Below are 18,508 nucleotides of genomic sequence, written 5' to 3'. Positions count from 1 at the left end.
ACAAAGTGGGTCTTTGCGCTTTTTCCGGCATGACTGCTGTTTTCAGCTCAACCTGACAGCCAGACTTTTTTCATGAGTGCTGTCAGCTTTGCGCTGTAGCTTCGGCACAATAGTCTGTTTTCACGATGTTTTTACCCGACATCCAGCACAGCGATGGTACCGCTGCTTCAATCTGAAAAAACCGCTATTACGCTTGTGAGGCTGACTGGCCTTAGCAAATCTCACGCTGGTTCCGGTTGGTGACGGTTTATAGCGCATTCGCGCATCATTGGCGTCACGTCTGTGTCATTTAACGGGCGTAAACTTATTCCGTTCTGTTCCTGATGAAGCGTTAAACCAGCCGGTGATAGGGATAAGTGATAAAAACAGCCTTCCGATTGCATTTTTCTCGTATTTGCATAATTTTTTCTGTTAATCCCACAAATTATTCAGCGATCCTTTTCGATATGCATTAGACTCATTTGTTACAAGCGGACACATTTATACCCATGGAGACTGGCATGCATCACACCACACCGTTGATTACGACTATCGTCGGGGCTCTGGTCCTGGCTTTTCTCCTTGGAATGCTGGCAAATCGGTTACGCATTTCGCCGCTAGTGGGTTATTTAGTCGCGGGCGTACTGGCTGGCCCTTTTACGCCGGGGTTTGTGGCTGATACCAATCTGGCACCGGAACTCGCAGAGCTGGGCGTTATCCTGCTGATGTTCGGCGTCGGTCTGCACTTCTCACTCAAGGATCTGATGTCGGTAAAGCGGATAGCCATTCCCGGCGCTATCGCACAGATCGCTGTGGCGACCTTACTGGGAATGCTGATGTCGTGGGCGATGGGCTGGTCCTGGATGACGGGCTTAGTGTTCGGTTTGTGTCTTTCTACCGCCAGTACCGTGGTGTTGCTGCGCGCATTAGAAGAGCGTCAGCTTATTGAAAGCCAGCGCGGCCAGATTGCTATTGGCTGGTTGATTGTTGAAGATTTGGTCATGGTGCTTACGCTGGTCCTGCTGCCCGCGATTGCCGGCATGATGGAACAGGGTAACGCCAGCGCCAGCCTGGTGATATGGGACCTGCTCTGGACCATCGGTAAAGTCGCCGCCTTTATGGTGTTAATGATGGTCGTCGGTCGCCGTGCCGTGCCCTGGATCCTCGCGAAAAGTGCCGCAACGGGTTCACGTGAGCTGTTTACGCTGGCCGTATTAGCCCTGGCGCTGGGCATTGCGTTTGGCGCCGTCGAGTTCTTTGACGTCTCTTTTGCCCTCGGGGCCTTCTTTGCCGGTATGGTGCTGAACGAGTCCGAGTTAAGCCAGCGCGCCGCCCGCGACACGCTGCCGCTGCGTGATGCCTTTGCGGTGCTGTTCTTTGTGTCTGTCGGAATGCTGTTCGACCCGATGATCCTGGTGAAAGAACCGCTGGCGGTGCTGGGGGCGCTGGTGATCGTCGTGATAGGAAAATCTGCCGCGGCGTGGCTTCTGGTCTCGCTGCTGGGTCATTCACGCCGCACCGCGATGACCATTTCGGTCAGCCTGGCGCAAATCGGCGAGTTTGCCTTTATTCTTGCCGGGCTGGGGATCTCCCTGGGGCTGCTGGATGAAGAGGGCCGTAATCTGGTGCTGGCTGCCGCCATTCTTTCTATCATGCTCAACCCGGTGCTGTTTACCCTGCTGGGGCGCTATCTGTCTAAGAACGAAACGATGGAGCAGCAGACGCTCGAAGAGGCGCTGGAAGAAGAAGAACAACAGATTCCAGTGGATATCTGCCATCACGCGGTAATCGTTGGCTATGGTCGCGTCGGCAACCTGCTGTGTGAGCAACTGATGGCGCTCAATATTCCGGTGGTGGTGGTCGAGAGTTCGATTCCTCGCGTCAAAGCACTACGCGATCAGGGCATTCGGGCCGTGCTGGCCAACGCTGCCCGCGCAAACACGCTGGAGTTAGCCCGTGTGGACTGTGCAGCCTGGCTGCTCATCACCATTCCCAACGGATATGAGGTGGGGGAAATCGTTACCGCCGCCCGCCAGAAAAAAGCGGACATCAACATCATTGTGCATGCCCATTATGATGATGAGGTGGAGTACATTCTGGAACGTGGCGCAAACCATGTCGTGATGGGCGAACGCGAGATTGCCGCCAGCATCATTCAGAAACTGCAGGAAAACCTTGAGCAGGATCACACCAGGCTCGCCTGTGAAGGCAACAGCTAATGCCCTGCCCCTCAGCAGCGGCAGCGTTGCTGAGGGGCAGTTTGTGTTTCCGGCTTAACGATCCCAGTAGGACTCTTCCAGGCTGTCTTCCCGCTCGGGCAGGCCGCGCGTCAGTCGGGGAGAATGCTGGTTCAGCACCTGATAGCTTACCCGGTTCGCATATTTGCAAACCTGCGCCAGGGACGAATAGGTGAGATAAGCGCGCGCATGCTTACTGGAATTAGGCACGTTGCGGCGATGATAATTGTTTGCCGTAATATCGTGCAGCAATGCGGCCAGTGCGCCGTCCCCTGCCCCGTTGGTATTCATGATCTTTTCCGGACCGCCCATATAAGGGGCGATGTGAGAAAAAATGCGTAGCGGCTGCTGGCAGTCCTGTTTACGCATCGCCCGGCTAAATTCGTACAGGTTGAACTCCGCAATCGCGCCAGGCAGCAGCGGATGATTCGTTTTGCGCTTGAACGCCTCTTCCGTATAACCCGCCATATACAATCCGGTCGGCCCTGCGGTACACAACACCAGGTCAACCCATTCCAGCGCCATATCCGATGCCAGCAGAGGATCGGCTTCGCCGGTCAGCGCCAGGGCTTCTTCTTCGTTCATTGCCACAATTGAAACGTGATCGCGCAGAAAATCGCGCCAGAACTGCGGGTTGTCGCCGATGACGTGTTTGGTGCCCAGCGTCAGGACCACGGGCACGTTGTGGCGTTTGGCGTATTCAATGGCCTTTAATGTTGCCTCAGGCATGGGCTCGCCCGCCTCGCAGCGGATTAGATAGGAGGTCAGCACCAGCGCAGAGGCGCCCGCAATAACGTCTTCAGGGACGTTTTCCGCCCTGAGCTGATTCATTTGCCCCGGGCTGATAGCAAAGGTGCGGTCGCCCTGATCGCCAATCAGCGTAAAGCAGCGGCCAATCGCACCGTCAACGCCCTGCAGATAGTTCAGGTCCATTCGGCTGGAGGTATTACACAGATAGCGGTAGGCATAACCGCCAATCTGGATATTGTTGCACATCACCCCCAGCAGTACGGAACGATCGTCCGCCAGCACCGAGAAATTATGCAGCGTATTACCAATTGTGCCGCCCGCAAACTGGTGGGTCACCAGTTCGTCACGCATCAGTTCCGCATACAGCGCTTCCGCCACGGCATCGTCGATAACCAGCGAATGGCCAGCGCTCAGGCCGTAGCGAACAAGAAAGGCGTCATCGACTTTGGCTTCGATATCGACCAGCGTCTGATCGATGCCGACCACCCAACTGCCGTCTTCACTATCAAATTGGGAGGACTGTAACAGCGGATCGCGGGCGCTAACGGGGAAGTAATGTTTGGATTTACGTTTGCCGGGAAATTTCATGGTAACTGCCGTGAGAAAAAACAGGCAGAGAAGCATATCACATTCTGTGTCGTGACTTTACTGTCGCAAGTGAACCCACTGCATACTCATCTCAGTATGTTCTGCCATTGTATTTAGCACCAGGCGAACCTCGGCCTTCTGTCCAACAGCATGCAGGAAGAGGAGAGAAACAGACACAGAGGGGGAGTCAACGCGTTGAGGGCAAAAGGGGCCAGCCTGGCCAGCCCCAATCCGCTTAGCCGAGAATCTTAGCCAGCTCTGCGCTCACGTCGGACACGTTGCGCGTACCGTCGATCTTGTGATACGCGGTGTGCCCCGCTTCCGCTTCTTTGCTGTAGTAAGCAATCAGCGGCGCAGTCAGCTGATGGTATTCCACCAGACGTTTGCGCACCGTTTCTTCCTGATCGTCTTTGCGCGTGGTCAGCTCTTCACCGGTCACGTCATCCTTGCCTTCCACTTTCGGTGGATTGAATTTGACGTGGTAGACGCGGCCTGATGGCGCGTGAACACGGCGGCCTACGATACGCTCAACAATCAGCTCGTCCGGTACGGCGAACTCCAGCACGTAGTCCACTTTAATACCGGCTTCTTTCATTGCGTCAGCCTGAGGAATGGTGCGTGGGAAACCATCAAGCAGGAAACCGTTTTTGCAATCTTCCTGGGTGATGCGCTCTTTAACCAGCGCAATGACCAGCTCATCAGTAACCAACTTACCGGCATCCATAATGGCTTTCGCCTGGTTGCCAAGTTCGGTGCCAGCTTTAACCGCTGCACGCAGCATGTCGCCAGTGGAGATCTGCGGAATGCCGTATTTCTCCATGATGAATTGGGCTTGAGTCCCCTTACCTGCGCCCGGAGCTCCGAGCAGAATAATACGCATTGCGTAAATCCCCTTGCGAATCGCATTGATGAATCTGAGAAGCGGAAGAACATACCATTATGACCCGCCCACCACAAGGAAGCGGCGGGTCAGGAAAGTTTAGTGTACTGGCTTTAGCGCGTGATAGCAGTGCGTCAGGTCAGCGAAAGGGCATTTTCGGACTGGCGGCTTATGCTGAATGCATTTCATGGCGTTTGCGCAACAAAACGGCTCGCTGAAATCAGGCGATGCACTTAAGCAAAAAAAACCGGTGGACCTTGCCACCGGTTTTGATTGGCTTACGCCGTCAGTAACTGATTCATACGGCGGATAAACTGGTTAGGATCGTCCAGCGTGCCGCGCTCGGCCAGCAGCGCCTGATCCAGTAACAGCTCTATCCACTCACCGAAGCGGGTTTCATCCTGGGTATCCGCCACGCGTTTCACCAGTTGGTGATCGGGGTTGATTTCAAAGATGTATTTCACTTCCGGCACGTCCTGACCTGCCGCAGCAAACAGTTTGGCCATTTGCGTGGTCATCTCGTTCGCATCCGTGGTCACAATCGCCGGCGTATCGGTCAGGCGGTGCGTCAGACGCACTTCTTTCACGCGCTCACCCAGCAGCGTTTTCACGCGTTCAACAAACGGCTCCAGCGCTTTTTCAGCTTCTTTCTGCTCTTCCGTCTCTTCGTCGGCCAGCTTATCCAGTGCGTCATCGGCTTTGCTGACAGACTGGAAGACTTTACCGTCGAACTCGGTCAGGTAGCTCATCATCCATTCGTCGATGCGATCGGACAACAGCAGCACTTCGATGCCTTTCTTACGGAACAGCTCCAGATGCGGGCTGCTGTTGGCGGCGGCATAGCTGTCGGCCGTGATGTAGTAGATCTTCTCCTGACCTTCTACCATGCGGCTGACGTACTCTTCCAGCGAAACGGTTTGCGCCGCGCCTTCGCTTTGGGTACTGGCAAAGCGCAACAGTTTAGCAATCGCTTCTTTATTCGCGTGATCTTCCGCCGGGCCTTCTTTCAGTACCAGACCGAACTCTTTCCAGAAGGTCTGGTATTTTTCGCTGTCGTCTTTTGCCAATTTCTCCAGCATCTGCAGCACACGCTTGGTCAGCGCGCCACGCAGGCTCTGGGTTACCCGGCTGTCCTGCAGGATTTCACGCGATACGTTAAGCGGCAGATCGTTTGAGTCAATCAGACCGCGCACGAAGCGCAGGTAATTCGGCATGAACTGCTCGGCATCATCCATGATAAACACGCGCTGTACGTACAGTTTCAGGCCATGTTTATGATCGCGGTTCCACATGTCGAACGGCGCACGCGCCGGGATATAAAGCAGGCTGGTGTACTCCTGTTTACCTTCAACACGGTTGTGGCTCCAGATTGCCGGATCGCTGAAATCGTGGGCGATGTGTTTGTAAAACTCGTTGTACTCTTCATCGCTGATGTCAGCTTTGTTGCGCGTCCACAGCGCCTGGGCCTTGTTGATTTTCTCCCAGGTGGTGGTGCCGGTCTCTTCGTCTTTGCTTTCGATTTCTACCGGCAGGGCAATGTGATCGGAGTACTTACTGATAATGTTGCGTACGCGCCAGCTATCAAGGAACTCATCTTCGCCCTCGCGCAGGTGCAGGGTAATTTCGGTACCGCGTTCGGCTTTGCTGATATCCGCGATGGTGTAATCCCCTTCACCCGCGGATTCCCAGAAGACAGCTTCGTCTTCTGCCGCGCCCGCTGCACGGGTGCGCACAGAGACCTTGTCGGCCACGATAAACGCCGAATAGAAGCCTACGCCAAACTGACCGATCAGCTGGCTGTCTTTCGCCTGGTCTGAGCCCAGAGACGCCAGGAAGGATTTGGTGCCTGATTTAGCAATGGTGCCCAGGTTTTCAATCACTTCATCACGACGCATGCCGATACCGTTATCGCTCAGCGTAATGGTACGGTTGTCCTTATCCACAGAGAGACGCACGCGCAGGTCGCCATCGCCTTCATACAGGCTGGCATCAGACAGCGCGCGGAAGCGCAGTTTATCTGCCGCATCCGAAGCATTGGAAATCAGCTCACGCAGGAAAATCTCTTTGTTTGAATAGAGAGAATGGATCATCAGGTGCAGAAGTTGTTTTACCTCTGACTGAAAGCCACGAGTCTCTTGTCCTTTCATGGTCATTGCTACCTCAACAGAATCAGATTTAACGAACGTTGAGGAGGATGTGGGGATAAATGAGAGGTTTTCAAGCCGGTGTCTTTCACAACACCGGCAAGCGTTTAAAATTTAATCTTTTGACGACCGGCCAGGGAGTGGGACAGCGTGGTGCCATCGACCATTTCCAGTTCACCGCCCATCGGAACCCCATGCGCAATACGGCTCGCGTCGACGCCATACTGTCCGCACAATTCAGCGATGTAGTTCGCGGTAGCTTCACCTTCAACCGTGGGATTGGTCGCCAGAATCACTTCGTGAAGCGTTTCTTTTTCCAGCCGTTGTTCCAGTCGGTCAAGACCAATATCGGCTGGACCAATGCCGTCCAGCGGCGAAAGATGCCCCATCAACACGAAATAGCGGCCGGCAAATTGCCCGGTTTGCTCAATAGCATGGATGTCTGCCGGGCTTTCAACCACGCAGATTTGACCATTTTGCTGTCGCCGGGGATTGGCGCAAATGGTGCAAATTTCCTGCTCGGTGAAGGTGCGGCAATCGGCACAGTGGCCGATTTCCGACATCGCCCGGGTCAGAGCCTGCGCCAGCCGCATTCCGCCACTCCGATCGCGCTGTAGCAGTTGAAACGCCATACGCTGGGCCGATTTAGGCCCAACGCCCGGCAAACAGCGCAGCGACTCCATTAAAGACTCTAGCAGGGGGCTGGTTTGCATCAGAACGGCATCTTGAAGCCTGGTGGCAGCTGCATGCCTGAAGAGACAGAGGCCATTTTCTCTTTCTGCACTTCGTCAATGCGACGAGCGGCATCGTTGAATGCGGCGGCAATCAGATCTTCCAGCATGTCTTTGTCGTCCTCAAGCAGGCTCGGATCGACTTCTACCCGGCGGCAGTTGTGAGCACCGTTGATCGTGACTTTGACCATGCCAGCACCTGATTCACCCGTGACTTCCAGGGCGGCAATTTCTTCCTGAACCTGGGCCATTTTGTCTTGCATCTGCTGGGCCTGCTTCATCAGGTTGCCCAATCCGCCTTTACCAAACATAGTTTTCTCTCTCTGCTGAGGCTACAACGCGGTTTATTCAGACCGTTGCAGCGTGTTCAAACGGGTCGAATGCTTTCCTCATCCAAATCGGCATCAAAAAAGCGACGAAGGGTTTGAATGTGGGTGTCACTCAAGATTGACTGACGCGCCTGCGCCAGCTTCTCTTCATAAATGGCCTGACGCCACTCCAGTGGCGTCAATACCGAAGAATTATCGTCTTCAATAACCGACAGTTCAACCTGATGGCCTGCTGCCTGACTTAACGCGGCGCTCAGGGCCTGCTGCGCCGACGCGGAATTCAGGTGGCGCTGACTGGAACGTAAATGCAGGCAAATGCCGTTATCCGTGGTTTCTTTCCATGCATTCAGGGCCAGTTGCTGAACCAGTTTAGGCAGCGGTAAGCCCGCGACCTCTGCCGCCCATGCATCGCGCTGCTGGGCTTCTTCCGCCAGTCGCGCGGCCAGCTCAGGATTTTTCTCATGCTCCAGCGCAGAACGCAAGGCTTTTGGCGTCGCGACCGGCTCAGCGACCTCTGTCACTGGCGTCTGTGCTTTCCAGCGGTAAGCCTCTTTTTTTACCGGTGCCGCAGGCGCGCTGTCTCGGACTCGCTGCTGGCTGCGTTCGGTAACAGAGGCCAGTCGTTCCAGCGCAGAGTTGGCCGGCCGCGCACCTGGCGCTGCCGGCTCACTCTTTTTTGCTTTGTTTGCTCCCTGGCGCAGCAACTGGGTGCGCGCCTGCAGGAGCTGGCTGGTGGAGCTGGACAGTGACGGATCGGGCGAAGCCGGCGGCACGGCCTGCTGACTGACAGCCGGTTCCGGCGCGGCCATTTGCGGCTGCGCCGCGGGCGCCTTTTGAGCGGGCTGGGCAGCGACATTCTGCACCGGTGCCGGTGCCGACTGCGCCGTCAGCGTTGGCCGCGCGATCGGTTCGGCGATGGCTGCCTTGGGATGGAACGCCAGGGCGCGCAGCAATGTCATTTCAATCCCCATGCGGCGATCGGGCGCAAGCGGTAAATCTTTACGCCCCATGAGCAGGGTTTGGTAGTACAGCTGGAGATCGGCCGGTGGCACCGCGCGCGCCAGCTCACGCAGGCGTAGCGCATTGCTCTCTTCATCGTCATTGAGCGACGTGGGCAGGAGCTGCACCATGGCAATCCGGTGCAGCAGGCGCAGCATCTCAACCAACAGCGCTTCCCACTCAACGCCGCGTGAAGCCGCGTGGGCTAGCAGCGTCATCATCTGTTCGCCATTGCCCTCAACCACGGCTTCGAGCAGGCCAAGCGGCTGTTCATCATCAAGCGTTCCGAGCATCGTGCCCACGGTGGCGCTGGTCACGCTGCCCTCGCCCATTGCAATGGCCTGATCGGTAAGGCTTAACGCGTCACGCATGCTGCCATCGGCGGCTCTGGCGAGCAGTTGCAGGGCGCGTGGCTCACGCGCGATCTGCTCCTGCTCTAAAACATGATCCAACTGCTGGCGGATCTGATCGACCTCAAGCGCTTTTAGATGAAACTGCAGGCAGCGCGACAGAATCGTCACCGGCAGTTTTTGCGGATCGGTCGTGGCCAGCAAGAATTTTACATGCGAAGGCGGTTCTTCCAGCGTTTTCAGCAGGGCGTTGAAGCTGTGACGCGACAGCATGTGCACTTCATCGATCAGGTAGACTTTAAACCGGCCGCGCGCGGGCGCGTACTGCACGTTATCGAGCAGATCGCGTGTGTCTTCCACTTTGGTGCGCGAGGCCGCGTCAATCTCAATAAGATCGACAAAGCGCCCCTGCTCAATCTCACGACAGTTGTCGCACTGACCGCAGGGTGTTGCGGTAATACCGGTTTCGCAGTTAAGCCCTTTTGCCAGCAGACGGGCAATCGTGGTTTTCCCTACGCCCCGCGTGCCGGAGAAGAGATAAGCATGATGGATGCGTCCCAGAGACAATCCATTCGCCAGCGCCGTCAGAACATGTTCCTGACCGACAACATCAGCAAACGCCTGTGGACGCCATTTTCGGGCAAGTACCTGATAGCTCATGTGGTTTCGACGAATTTGGATGGAAATGTGAGCGCAGACGCACTGCAACCCCTGTATATGATTGCAGTAGTCTAACAGCTACGCTTTCACCTATCACTCGTTATCTTGAACAGGGAAAGATGTGCGGCCTGCGGAGCACGAGGCCGCAAGCGAGGGTTAGTGGCCGGGAAAATTGACCAGGCTGTAGCTGTCAACGCCCAGCGCCTTGAGACGCGCTTCACCTGCCAGATCGAACAGGTTGATAATAAATGCCGCATCCTTAACTTCGCCGCCTGCACGACGAATCAGTTTGATGGTCGCTTCGAGCGTGCCCCCCGTTGCCAGCAGGTCGTCGACCACCAGCACCACATCGCCTGGCTGAATAGCATCTTTGTGCAATTCCAGTCGGTCGGTACCGTATTCCAGCTCGTAAGCTTCGCTGAAGGTTTCACGTGGCAGTTTGCCCGGCTTGCGCACCGGAACAAAGCCCAGCCCCAGTCCGAGGGCGACAGGTGCCCCGAACAGGAAACCCCGCGCTTCCGTGCCCACCACTTTGGTGATGCCTTTATTGCGATAACGCTCTACCAGCAGCGAGATGGACGCGGCATAGGCTTTTGGGTCTTCCAACAGGCTGGTGACGTCACGGAAAAGAATACCCGGCTTCGGGTAATCAGGAATACTTTTGATACTGTTTTTAATCAGTTCAAGCTGCTGCGCAGTGTCGGTCATAATCTTAAGCCTGGTAAAAAAAAAATTCTGTTCTGTTTTGCGCAGCTTCAATAGCGCCAACACCGGGTTAAAGGCTCAGCGAAGAGGCATGAATAATGGGAAGCTACACACGAAGAGGCCCAAATCTAAGCAAATGGTCGGCTAATTGCAACTTTATCGCGGCGGTAAACGTTCATCCGCTGTTTCTGCCACCACCGGCATGCGCCCGATAAACAGCAGTAGCACAGCCAGCATAATAAGTAACATGACGCGTACCCACCACAGCGGAACCAGCCAGAGAGACACCGCAAAGGTTATTACAATCACGATCATCGCCCGGCTTTTTGCACCGGGGGGCATGCCACGGTGCTGCTGCCAGTGGCGGATATAACGGCCAAAAGGCGATCTCCAGAGCAGCCAGTAGTGGAATCGGGGAGAAGAGCGGGCAAAACACCAGGCCGCCAGTAGCATAAATGGCGTGGTGGGTAATAAAGGTAATACAATACCCAGTATGCCAAGCACAATCGCCAGCCAGCCAAGGGTCAATAATACAATGCGTTGCATAACGATCGCTCAGCGCGTTTCCAGTCACGTAACCTTAGCATACCTGAGTCTCGGGCGATGAGTTACGTCACTGCACACCAACGCCTGCTTAACTGCATGCTTGATTTACGACAGGATATTGCCAGCCATCCTGATGGATACTGCCGTTCCCCCCGCTTTGACAGCCAGCTTTTTACCACCAAAGGCACCCGGCTGGCGGATTATTTGCAGGAGATTGAACACAATTATCAGCGTTTGTGCCAGCCCAACGGTGACGTGGCCCGCAGCCAGTGGCTGGCCAGCCATCTGGTCGATCAGATTGCTGCTCTGCAACGTGAGGCCCGCACCCAACAGTTGCGTAGCCCACAGGAGCGCGCTCAGCCCTCTTCCCGGCAGCGAAAATATCAGGAATACCGCGAGTATGAACGTCGACTGCAGGCTATGATCGACCAGCGTGAACAGCGAATGGCGCTGGCGGAAACGCTGGCCGTGCAGCAGCAGTTGAAGAAAGACCTGGAGGTGCTCGAAGGTCGTATGGCACGCTGTCGACAGGCCATACGTTCGGTGGAGTGGGCAATGTCGCTGGCAAACAGCGCCTTTAACACTTAATGCGCTATCCGTGCTGGAGGGGATTCACGGATGGCACGCTTATCTGGCCCATGATACAACTGCTCAGGAGGAAAGATGTCCCTGGAAACGGCGCCTGAAGAGGTAAAACTGGCCGTCGATCTCATTCAGCTGCTTGAAGAGAATCAGATCGCGGTAGAAACCGTGCTGTCTGCACTGGCCATCGTTCAGCGCGACTTTGAAAGAAAGCGCGACACGCAGCGTAAAGATTAGGCCTTTTTAGCCAGCGTTGGGCTGAAGCGCAGCATATCAATCAGCGCATCAACCAGCACAGGCGCATCGGTAACCAGATCAAACTTATCGGGTGTAAACAGCCAGCTTTCCATCATGCCGTTCACGTAGCCGCGCATAATCAGCGCGGCCTGACGCGTCTGGAAGGTTTCCGGGAGCTGCCCGGCATCAATGCACTGGCGCAAAACGTCTTCTATTTCATTGTAACGCTCCAGCAACAGGCTTTGCTGAATGCTTTTTACCGCCGCCATTTCCCCCACAAACTCGCATTTGTGGAAGATAATTTCCATTAGCGCGCGGCGCTGAGGATCTCTAGCCGTCGCCTGAAAGATATACACCAGCATCGCTCGCAGAATGGAAAGTGGATCACCGGGGTATTTTGTCTGATACTCAAGTTTCACATCATCCAGCCCTGCATCACTGCGAAGCCATATTTCGTTTAACAAATCGGCTTTGTTTTTGAAATGCCAGTAGATTGCCCCCCGTGTTACGCTGGCTGCGGATGCGACATCCGCCAGGGAAGTGGCTGAAACCCCCTCTTTAGAAAAAAGGGCAAGTGCAGCGTCAAGAATTTGATGCCGGGTTTCAAGAGCTTGCGCTTTGGTTTTTCGTGCCATAGGGGACTTTTTTTACAATCGAGTAAGTTTACATACATTTGTGAATGTATGTACCATAGCACGACCTAAACTCTTACGCAGCAATGGGTTCCTGGCTTTGTGATCCATTGATCATTCGATATCGGACTCTAGAGGTTTATTTATGACTAAATTCAGAGGGTTAACGCCTCTGGCGGCCGTCCTGATGCTATCAGGCAGCTTCGTGTTAACAGGATGTGACGGAAATAAATCCGACCAGGCCGCCCAGCAGCAGCAGCCACCTGAGGTGGGTGTTGTTACGGTTAAAAGTGAACCCCTTAAAATTTCGACTGAATTACCCGGCCGCACTTTGGCTTTTCGTATTGCTGAAGTTCGCCCGCAGGTTTCCGGTATCATCCTGAAGCGTAACTTCATTGAAGGCGGAGAGATCAAAGCAGGGGAATCGCTGTATCAGATCGATCCGGCGACCTATCAGGCGTCCTACGACAGTGCTAAAGCCGATTTAGCGAAGGCGGAAGCTAACGCACGCATTGCGCAGCTTACCGTGAATCGCTATAAGCCGCTGCTCGGCACTAAATACATCAGTCAGCAGGATTATGATACGGCTGTGGCCACCGCCGCGCAGAACAATGCCGCGGTTCAGTCAGCCAAAGCCAATGTGGAAACCGCCCGTATTAATCTTGCCTACACCAAAGTCACCTCGCCCATCAGCGGCCGTATCGGTAAGTCTTCCGTAACGGAAGGTGCGCTGGTGCAGAGCGGGCAAACTACGGCGCTGGCAACCGTGCAGCAGCTTGATCCGATGTATGTCGATGTCACCCAGTCGAGTGAAGATTTCCTGCGTTTACGTTCAGAACTCGAATCGGGTCAGCTGAAACAGAACGATGGCAAAGCGAATGTCACCCTGCTGATGCAAAACGGCAAAGACTATGCTCAGCCGGGTACGCTGGAATTTTCCGACGTGACCGTTGACCAGACCACCGGATCCATCACCCTGCGTGCGATCTTCCCGAACCCTGACAAAGCGTTGCTGCCTGGCATGTTTGTCCGTGCTCGTCTGGAGGAAGGCACCAACCCGAACGCCCTTTTAGTGCCACAGCAGGCGGTGAGCCGTACGCCAACCGGCGATGCCTCTGTCATGGTGGTGGGCGCGGATAACAAGGTTGAAGCACGTAAGATTAAAGCGGCCCAGGCTATTGGCGACAAATGGCTGGTGACTGATGGGCTTAAAGCGGGTGAGCGCGTGATCTTTACCGGTCTGCAACGCGCAAAACCAGGTGCGCAGGTTACGCCTAAAGAAGTCACCGATGATGCCAAAGCCGCCAGCGGCGATCCGTCCAAAGCGCAGTCTGCTAAAACATCGTCATAACAGGAGCCGTTGATACATGGCTAAGTTCTTTATCGATCGCCCCATCTTTGCGTGGGTTCTTGCTATTATCGTGATGCTAGCGGGCGCGTTATCGATTCTTAAATTACCGATCGAGCAATATCCCAATGTTGCGCCGCCGGCAATTGAGATTCAGGCCAACTACCCAGGTGCTGACGCCAAAACGCTGCAAGACTCGGTGACTCAGGTCATCGAACAGAACATGAATGGTATTGATGGCCTGATGTATATGTCATCAAGCAGTGACTCATCGGGCGCACTGACGCTGACGATTTCGTTTGAGTCAGGTACCGATGCCGATATCGCCCAGGTTCAGGTGCAGAACAAACTGCAACTGGCCATGCCGTTGCTGCCTCAGGAAGTGCAACAACAGGGGATTCAGGTTAAAAAATCCTCCAGTAGCTTCCTGATGGTCGCCGGTTTTATCAGCGATGACGGCAGTATGAATCAGAACGATATTTCTGATTACGTTGCCTCAAACATCAAAGATCCGATCAGCCGTACGCCTGGCGTCGGTGATACCCAGGTATTCGGGGCACAGTATGCCATGCGTATCTGGATGGATCCCAGCAAGCTTAATAACTATCAGTTAACCCCTGTTGACGTTATCAACGCGCTGAAAACCCAGAACGCCCAGGTCGCTGCCGGTCAGTTAGGCGGCACGCCACCGGTGCCGGGACAGCAGTTGAACGCCTCTATCATTGCACAAACCCGTCTGACCTCGACCAAAGAGTTCGGCAACATTCTGCTTAAGGTGAATGCTGACGGTTCTCAGGTTCGTCTGCGCGATGTGGCTCAGATTGAACTGGGTGGGGAAAACTACGAAATCATCGCACGTTATAACGGTAAACCCGCTTCCGGTATTGGTATCAAACTGGCGACCGGCGCTAACGCCCTGAACACGGCGGAGGCGGTGAAGGCAGAGCTGGCTAAACTGCAGCCCACTTTCCCGGCGGGTATGAAGGTCGTTTACCCTTATGACACGACACCTTTCGTAAAAATCTCGATTTTCGAAGTAGTGAAGACACTGATGGAAGCCATTCTGTTGGTGTTCCTGGTGATGTATCTGTTCCTGCAAAACTTCCGTGCCACGCTGATTCCGACCATCGCCGTGCCTGTTGTTCTGCTGGGTACCTTTGCCATTATCAGCGCCTTTGGCTACTCGATAAACACCCTGACGATGTTTGGGATGGTGCTGGCCATCGGCTTGCTGGTCGATGATGCCATCGTAGTGGTCGAGAACGTCGAACGCGTAATGGCGGAAGAAGGGCTGCCGCCCAAAGAGGCCACCAAGCGATCGATGGAACAGATTCAGGGCGCGCTGGTCGGTATTGCCCTGGTGCTGTCGGCAGTATTCATTCCTATGGCCTTCTTCGGCGGATCTACCGGGGTCATTTACCGTCAGTTCTCTATCACTATTGTTTCAGCGATGGCGCTGTCGGTACTGGTTGCGTTAATTCTGACGCCGGCGCTCTGCGCCACCATGCTCAAGCCGGTGAAAAAAGGCGATCATGGCAAAACCACCGGTTTCTTTGGCTGGTTTAATCGCCTGTTCGACAAGAGCACGCATCACTATGTCGACAGCGTGGGCCATATCGTTCGCGGTACCGGTCGCTATCTGCTGCTTTACCTGCTGATTGTGCTGGGCATGGCGTTTCTGTTCCTGCGCCTCCCCTCTTCCTTCCTGCCGGAAGAAGATCAGGGCCTGTTGCTGGCTCAGGCACAGTTGCCTGCGGGTGCAACCCAGGAACGCACGCAGAAGGTGCTGGATCAGGTTTCTGACTACTTCCTTACAAAAGAGAAGGACTCGGTTAAGTCGGTCTTTACCGTTGCCGGTTTTGGTTTTGCCGGACGGGGCCAGAACACCGGTATCGCCTTCGTCAGCCTCAAACCCTGGGATGAGCGTACCAGCAGCGATATGAAAGTCCCGGCTATCCAGGGACGTGCCATGCAGGCATTAGGGCAAATCAAAGACGGTATGGTCTTTGCGTTTAACCTGCCGGCCATTATTGAATTAGGGAACGCGACAGGCTTTGACTTTGAGCTGATCGATCAGGCAAACCTGGGCCATGACAAGCTAACGCAGGCGCGTAACCAGCTGTTTGGCATGATTGCCCAGCATCCGGATACGCTGGTCGGTGTTCGCCCTAATGGCCTGGAAGATACGCCGCAGTTCAAGCTGGATATCGACCAGGAGAAAGCGCAGGCGTTGGGCGTGTCACTCAGTGACATCAACACCACGCTCGCAGCCTCGTGGGGCGGCTCTTACGTCAATGACTTTATTGACCGCGGTCGTGTGAAGAAAGTGTACGTGATGGGTAAAGCCGACGCGCGTATGCTGCCGGACGACATCAATAAGTGGTTTGTCCGTAACAGCAACGGCGAGATGGTGCCCTTCTCTGCCTTCTCTTCGGCACACTGGCAGTATGGTTCGCCGCGTCTGGAACGCTATAACGGTCTGCCTGCCATGGAGATCCTGGGTCAGGCCGGACCGGGCAAGAGTTCCGGTGAAGCCATGAATCTGATGGAAGAACTGGCCTCTAAACTGCCAACCGGCATCGGTTTTGACTGGACGGGAATGTCCTATCAGGAACGTCTGTCAGGCAACCAGGCACCGGCTCTTTATGCCATTTCACTGATTGTGGTGTTCCTGTGTCTTGCTGCCCTGTATGAAAGCTGGTCCATCCCGTTCTCTGTCATGCTGGTCGTTCCGCTCGGTGTGGTCGGTGCATTACTCTTCACCACCTTACGTGGCCTGAGTAACGACGTTTACTTTGTCGTGGGGTTACTGACAACCGTTGGCCTCTCGGCGAAGAACGCCATCCTGATCGTGGAATTTGCGAAGGATCTGATGGAGAAAGAAGGTAAAGGCCTGGTGGAAGCGACGCTTGAAGCCTGTCGTATGCGTCTGCGTCCGATCCTGATGACCTCGCTGGCCTTTATTCTTGGCGTACTGCCCCTGGCCATCAGCACCGGCGCAGGCTCAGGTGCCCAGAATGCGGTCGGTACGGGCGTAATGGGCGGTATGGTGACCGCCACCGCGCTGGCCATCTTCTTTGTACCGGTATTCTTTGTGGTGGTGCGCCGTCGCTTCGGTAAGAAAGCGGACATCGAAAAGGATCATCCTGTCGATAACCACTCGCATTAATCCGTAAACATAAAGGCCGCGTCAGCGGCCTTTTTTTTTGTCCTCATCGTGCCTTCTCATACCTGACTGCTCACATTCTCTGTCTGCCACGCCGATGGGCCCGATGCCCGCTCAACTCTGACTGCACCTCGCCCTCTCCGCTATGGATTTCTTTTCCGCCTGTCTCACGCGCATCGCCACCGGGCTGTATTGTTACTGCCCCTGTTTTTCCCTGCTTTTTGGAGGGTTGCAATCGAATCGGCTGCGGCGCATAATATTGTTATAGTATAACATTACATTAGTGAGAATCATGAAAGCGAATATTCATCCTACCTATCGTGCAGTGGTGTTCCACGACACTTCTGCTGACGTGTATTTCAAAATCGGTTCCACCATCAAAACCGATCGTACCGTTGAGTTTGAAGGCGAAACCCTGCCTTACGTTACGCTCGACGTCTCGTCGGCATCTCATGTGTTTTATACCGGTAAGCAGAAAGACTTTGCTAAAGAAGGCAGCACTGCCCGCTTCAACCAGCGCTTTGGCCGCTTTCTGGGTCGCCGATAAGAGAGGACATGATGCAGGTATTAAGTTCGCTGCGCTCGGCGAAGAATCGCCATCGGGATTGCAAGGTTGTGCGCCGTAAAGGCCGCATCTATATCATCTGTAAAACGAATCCGCGCTTTAAAGCCGTACAGGGAAGAAAGAAAAAACGTTGATGTGTGTCGTGAACCTTAGCCGGAATGTCGCTCACCCGCCATTCCGGCTTTTTTTATGCTCAGCGCATGCTGTTCAGCATCGCCTCTACGTTATGTTTAAAAGCGGCCTCGTAGGTGGGTGCAGGGCCGGAAGCCGTTGACAGCGCTTCAGGATAAAGCTCTCCCCCCGGCTTCGCGCCCGTGGCGCTGGCAATCTGCTTCACCAGACGAGGATCGGTCTGGTTTTCCATAAAGTACGTTTTAATATGCTGCTGCTTAAGCTGCGTGATCAGGCTGGCGACATCGCTGGCACTGGCTTCCGCTTCCGTTGAGAAACCGACAGGTGCCAGGAACGAGACGCCATAACGTTGCCCAAAATAGCCAAAGGCATCGTGGCTGGTCAGCACTTTGCGTTTTTGCTGCGGGATAGCCGCAAAAGACGTTTTGGCCCAGCTGTCCAGCTTCTGGAGCTGCTGAATATACTTTTCGCCGCGCTTACGGATATCATCGGCATCCTGCGGATCGGCCTTGATTAGCGCATCCATCACGTTTTTGGCATAAATCGTGCCGTTATACATGCTGTTCCACGCATGAGGATCGGTGATGGTTTTGCCATCTTCTTCCATCGTCCGCGTTTCGATGCCCGTTGACGCCACTACGGGTTGACCTTTATAGCCCGAGGCACTCACCAGACGATTCATCCAGCCTTCCAGCCCCAGCCCGCTGACGAAGACCACATCCGCTTTCGCCAGCGCTTCGCTGTCTTGTGGTGTCGGTTCAAAGGTGTGCGGATCGCCATTTGGCCCGACAAGACTCTTCACGTGGACGTGATCGCCACCAATTTGCTTCACAATATCGGCCAGGACGGTAAAACTCGCTACCGCATCGACCGTTTTTGCCATAGAGAATGGACTGATGACTAACGCACCGACTGCCAGACTAATGGGGAATATCTTCATAGCTACCT

The 18,508-nt window shown here is 54.7% G+C and carries 17 protein-coding genes and 1 other annotated feature; of the genes, 7 read left to right on the top strand and 10 right to left on the bottom strand.

The features are described from left to right. Positions 1-500: 500 nt before the first annotated feature. Entirely contained in the window at positions 501-2,198 is a 1,698-nt protein-coding gene (gene ybaL, locus DFO57_RS16890; protein WP_015700820.1) for a YbaL family putative K(+) efflux transporter, read from the top strand. A gap of 54 nt (positions 2,199-2,252) precedes the next feature. Here the strand turns inward: ybaL and DFO57_RS16885 are convergent, their stop codons facing one another. The 8 genes from DFO57_RS16885 to DFO57_RS16850 form a co-directional block, all read right to left on the bottom strand. Beyond that, positions 2,253-3,554, bottom strand: coding sequence for an inosine/guanosine kinase (locus DFO57_RS16885; protein WP_029568497.1), 1,302 nt, complete (start codon positions 3,552-3,554; stop codon positions 2,253-2,255). A 235-nt stretch (positions 3,555-3,789) separates the two neighbouring features. Next, positions 3,790-4,434, bottom strand: coding sequence for an adenylate kinase (gene adk, locus DFO57_RS16880; protein ID WP_014606422.1), 645 nt, complete (start codon positions 4,432-4,434; stop codon positions 3,790-3,792). Between the two features lie 278 nt (positions 4,435-4,712). Further along, entirely contained in the window at positions 4,713-6,581 is a 1,869-nt protein-coding gene (gene htpG / locus DFO57_RS16875) for a molecular chaperone HtpG (protein ID WP_170934917.1), read from the bottom strand. Between the two features lie 104 nt (positions 6,582-6,685). Continuing rightward, positions 6,686-7,291, bottom strand: a complete 606-nt coding sequence (gene recR, locus DFO57_RS16870) for a recombination mediator RecR (protein WP_014606423.1) — start codon at positions 7,289-7,291, stop codon at positions 6,686-6,688. Next, entirely contained in the window at positions 7,291-7,620 is a 330-nt protein-coding gene (locus DFO57_RS16865) for a YbaB/EbfC family nucleoid-associated protein (protein WP_013024920.1), read from the bottom strand. Before DFO57_RS16865 ends, recR begins: the two co-directional genes overlap by 1 nt. Positions 7,621-7,676: 56 nt before the next feature. Then, positions 7,677-9,647, bottom strand: coding sequence for a DNA polymerase III subunit gamma/tau (gene dnaX / locus DFO57_RS16860; protein WP_014606424.1), 1,971 nt, complete (start codon positions 9,645-9,647; stop codon positions 7,677-7,679). Then, positions 8,274-8,335, bottom strand: a sequence feature (DnaX frameshifting element). (Overlaps the previous gene by 62 nt.) A gap of 156 nt (positions 9,648-9,803) precedes the next feature. Further along, the gene (apt, locus tag DFO57_RS16855) at positions 9,804-10,355 is read right to left on the bottom strand and encodes an adenine phosphoribosyltransferase (protein WP_014606425.1); all 552 of its coding nucleotides are present in this window, start codon (positions 10,353-10,355) and stop codon (positions 9,804-9,806) included. A 153-nt stretch (positions 10,356-10,508) separates the two neighbouring features. Further along, positions 10,509-10,898: a DUF454 family protein gene (locus DFO57_RS16850; protein WP_013024916.1), complete on the bottom strand. Its 390-nt coding sequence runs from the start codon at positions 10,896-10,898 to the stop codon at positions 10,509-10,511. 57 nt (positions 10,899-10,955) lie between these two features. On the opposite strand from DFO57_RS16850, the gene priC reads away from it, so the two are divergent. After that, the gene (gene priC, locus DFO57_RS16845; RefSeq protein ID WP_014593092.1) at positions 10,956-11,486 is read left to right on the top strand and encodes a primosomal replication protein PriC; all 531 of its coding nucleotides are present in this window, start codon (positions 10,956-10,958) and stop codon (positions 11,484-11,486) included. 75 nt (positions 11,487-11,561) lie between these two features. Further along, a complete protein-coding gene (gene rsmS / locus DFO57_RS16840) occupies positions 11,562-11,717 on the top strand; it encodes a pleiotropic regulatory protein RsmS (RefSeq protein ID WP_013024914.1) in 156 nt (51 codons plus the stop codon). Here rsmS and acrR read toward each other — a convergent pair. Beyond that, positions 11,714-12,352 (bottom strand): multidrug efflux transporter transcriptional repressor AcrR, encoded by a 639-nt coding sequence (gene acrR, locus DFO57_RS16835; protein ID WP_014593091.1) that lies wholly within the window; start codon positions 12,350-12,352, stop codon positions 11,714-11,716. The genes rsmS and acrR overlap by 4 nt on opposite strands. A 142-nt stretch (positions 12,353-12,494) precedes the next feature. Here acrR and DFO57_RS16830 point away from each other — a divergent pair, with 142 nt between their 5' ends. The 4 genes from DFO57_RS16830 (at position 12,495) to ykgO (ending at position 17,562) form a co-directional block, all read left to right on the top strand. After that, on the top strand, positions 12,495-13,700 hold the full coding sequence (locus DFO57_RS16830; protein WP_013024912.1) for an efflux RND transporter periplasmic adaptor subunit: 1,206 nt from the start codon (positions 12,495-12,497) through the stop codon (positions 13,698-13,700). A 16-nt stretch (positions 13,701-13,716) separates the two neighbouring features. Next, complete coding sequence (locus DFO57_RS16825) at positions 13,717-16,866, top strand: multidrug efflux RND transporter permease subunit AcrB (protein ID WP_029568496.1); 3,150 nt, start codon at positions 13,717-13,719, stop codon at positions 16,864-16,866. 289 nt (positions 16,867-17,155) lie between these two features. After that, complete coding sequence (locus tag DFO57_RS16820) at positions 17,156-17,410, top strand: type B 50S ribosomal protein L31 (RefSeq protein WP_014606427.1); 255 nt, start codon at positions 17,156-17,158, stop codon at positions 17,408-17,410. An 11-nt stretch (positions 17,411-17,421) separates the two neighbouring features. Then, positions 17,422-17,562, top strand: a complete 141-nt coding sequence (ykgO, locus tag DFO57_RS16815) for a type B 50S ribosomal protein L36 (protein ID WP_014606428.1) — start codon at positions 17,422-17,424, stop codon at positions 17,560-17,562. Between the two features lie 59 nt (positions 17,563-17,621). On the opposite strand, the gene DFO57_RS16810 is transcribed toward ykgO, so the two are convergent. After that, positions 17,622-18,500 (bottom strand): metal ABC transporter substrate-binding protein, encoded by an 879-nt coding sequence (locus tag DFO57_RS16810; protein WP_014593089.1) that lies wholly within the window; start codon positions 18,498-18,500, stop codon positions 17,622-17,624. Between the last annotated feature and the right edge of the window lie 8 nt (positions 18,501-18,508).

The sequence above is a fragment of the Pantoea sp. AG702 genome (genome assembly GCF_003182295.1).
In the GTDB taxonomy this organism is placed as follows: Bacteria; Pseudomonadota; Gammaproteobacteria; order Enterobacterales; family Enterobacteriaceae; genus Pantoea; species Pantoea ananatis.
Note: the sequence above shows the minus strand (reverse complement) of the source record. Positions and strands in the feature narration are given on the sequence as shown.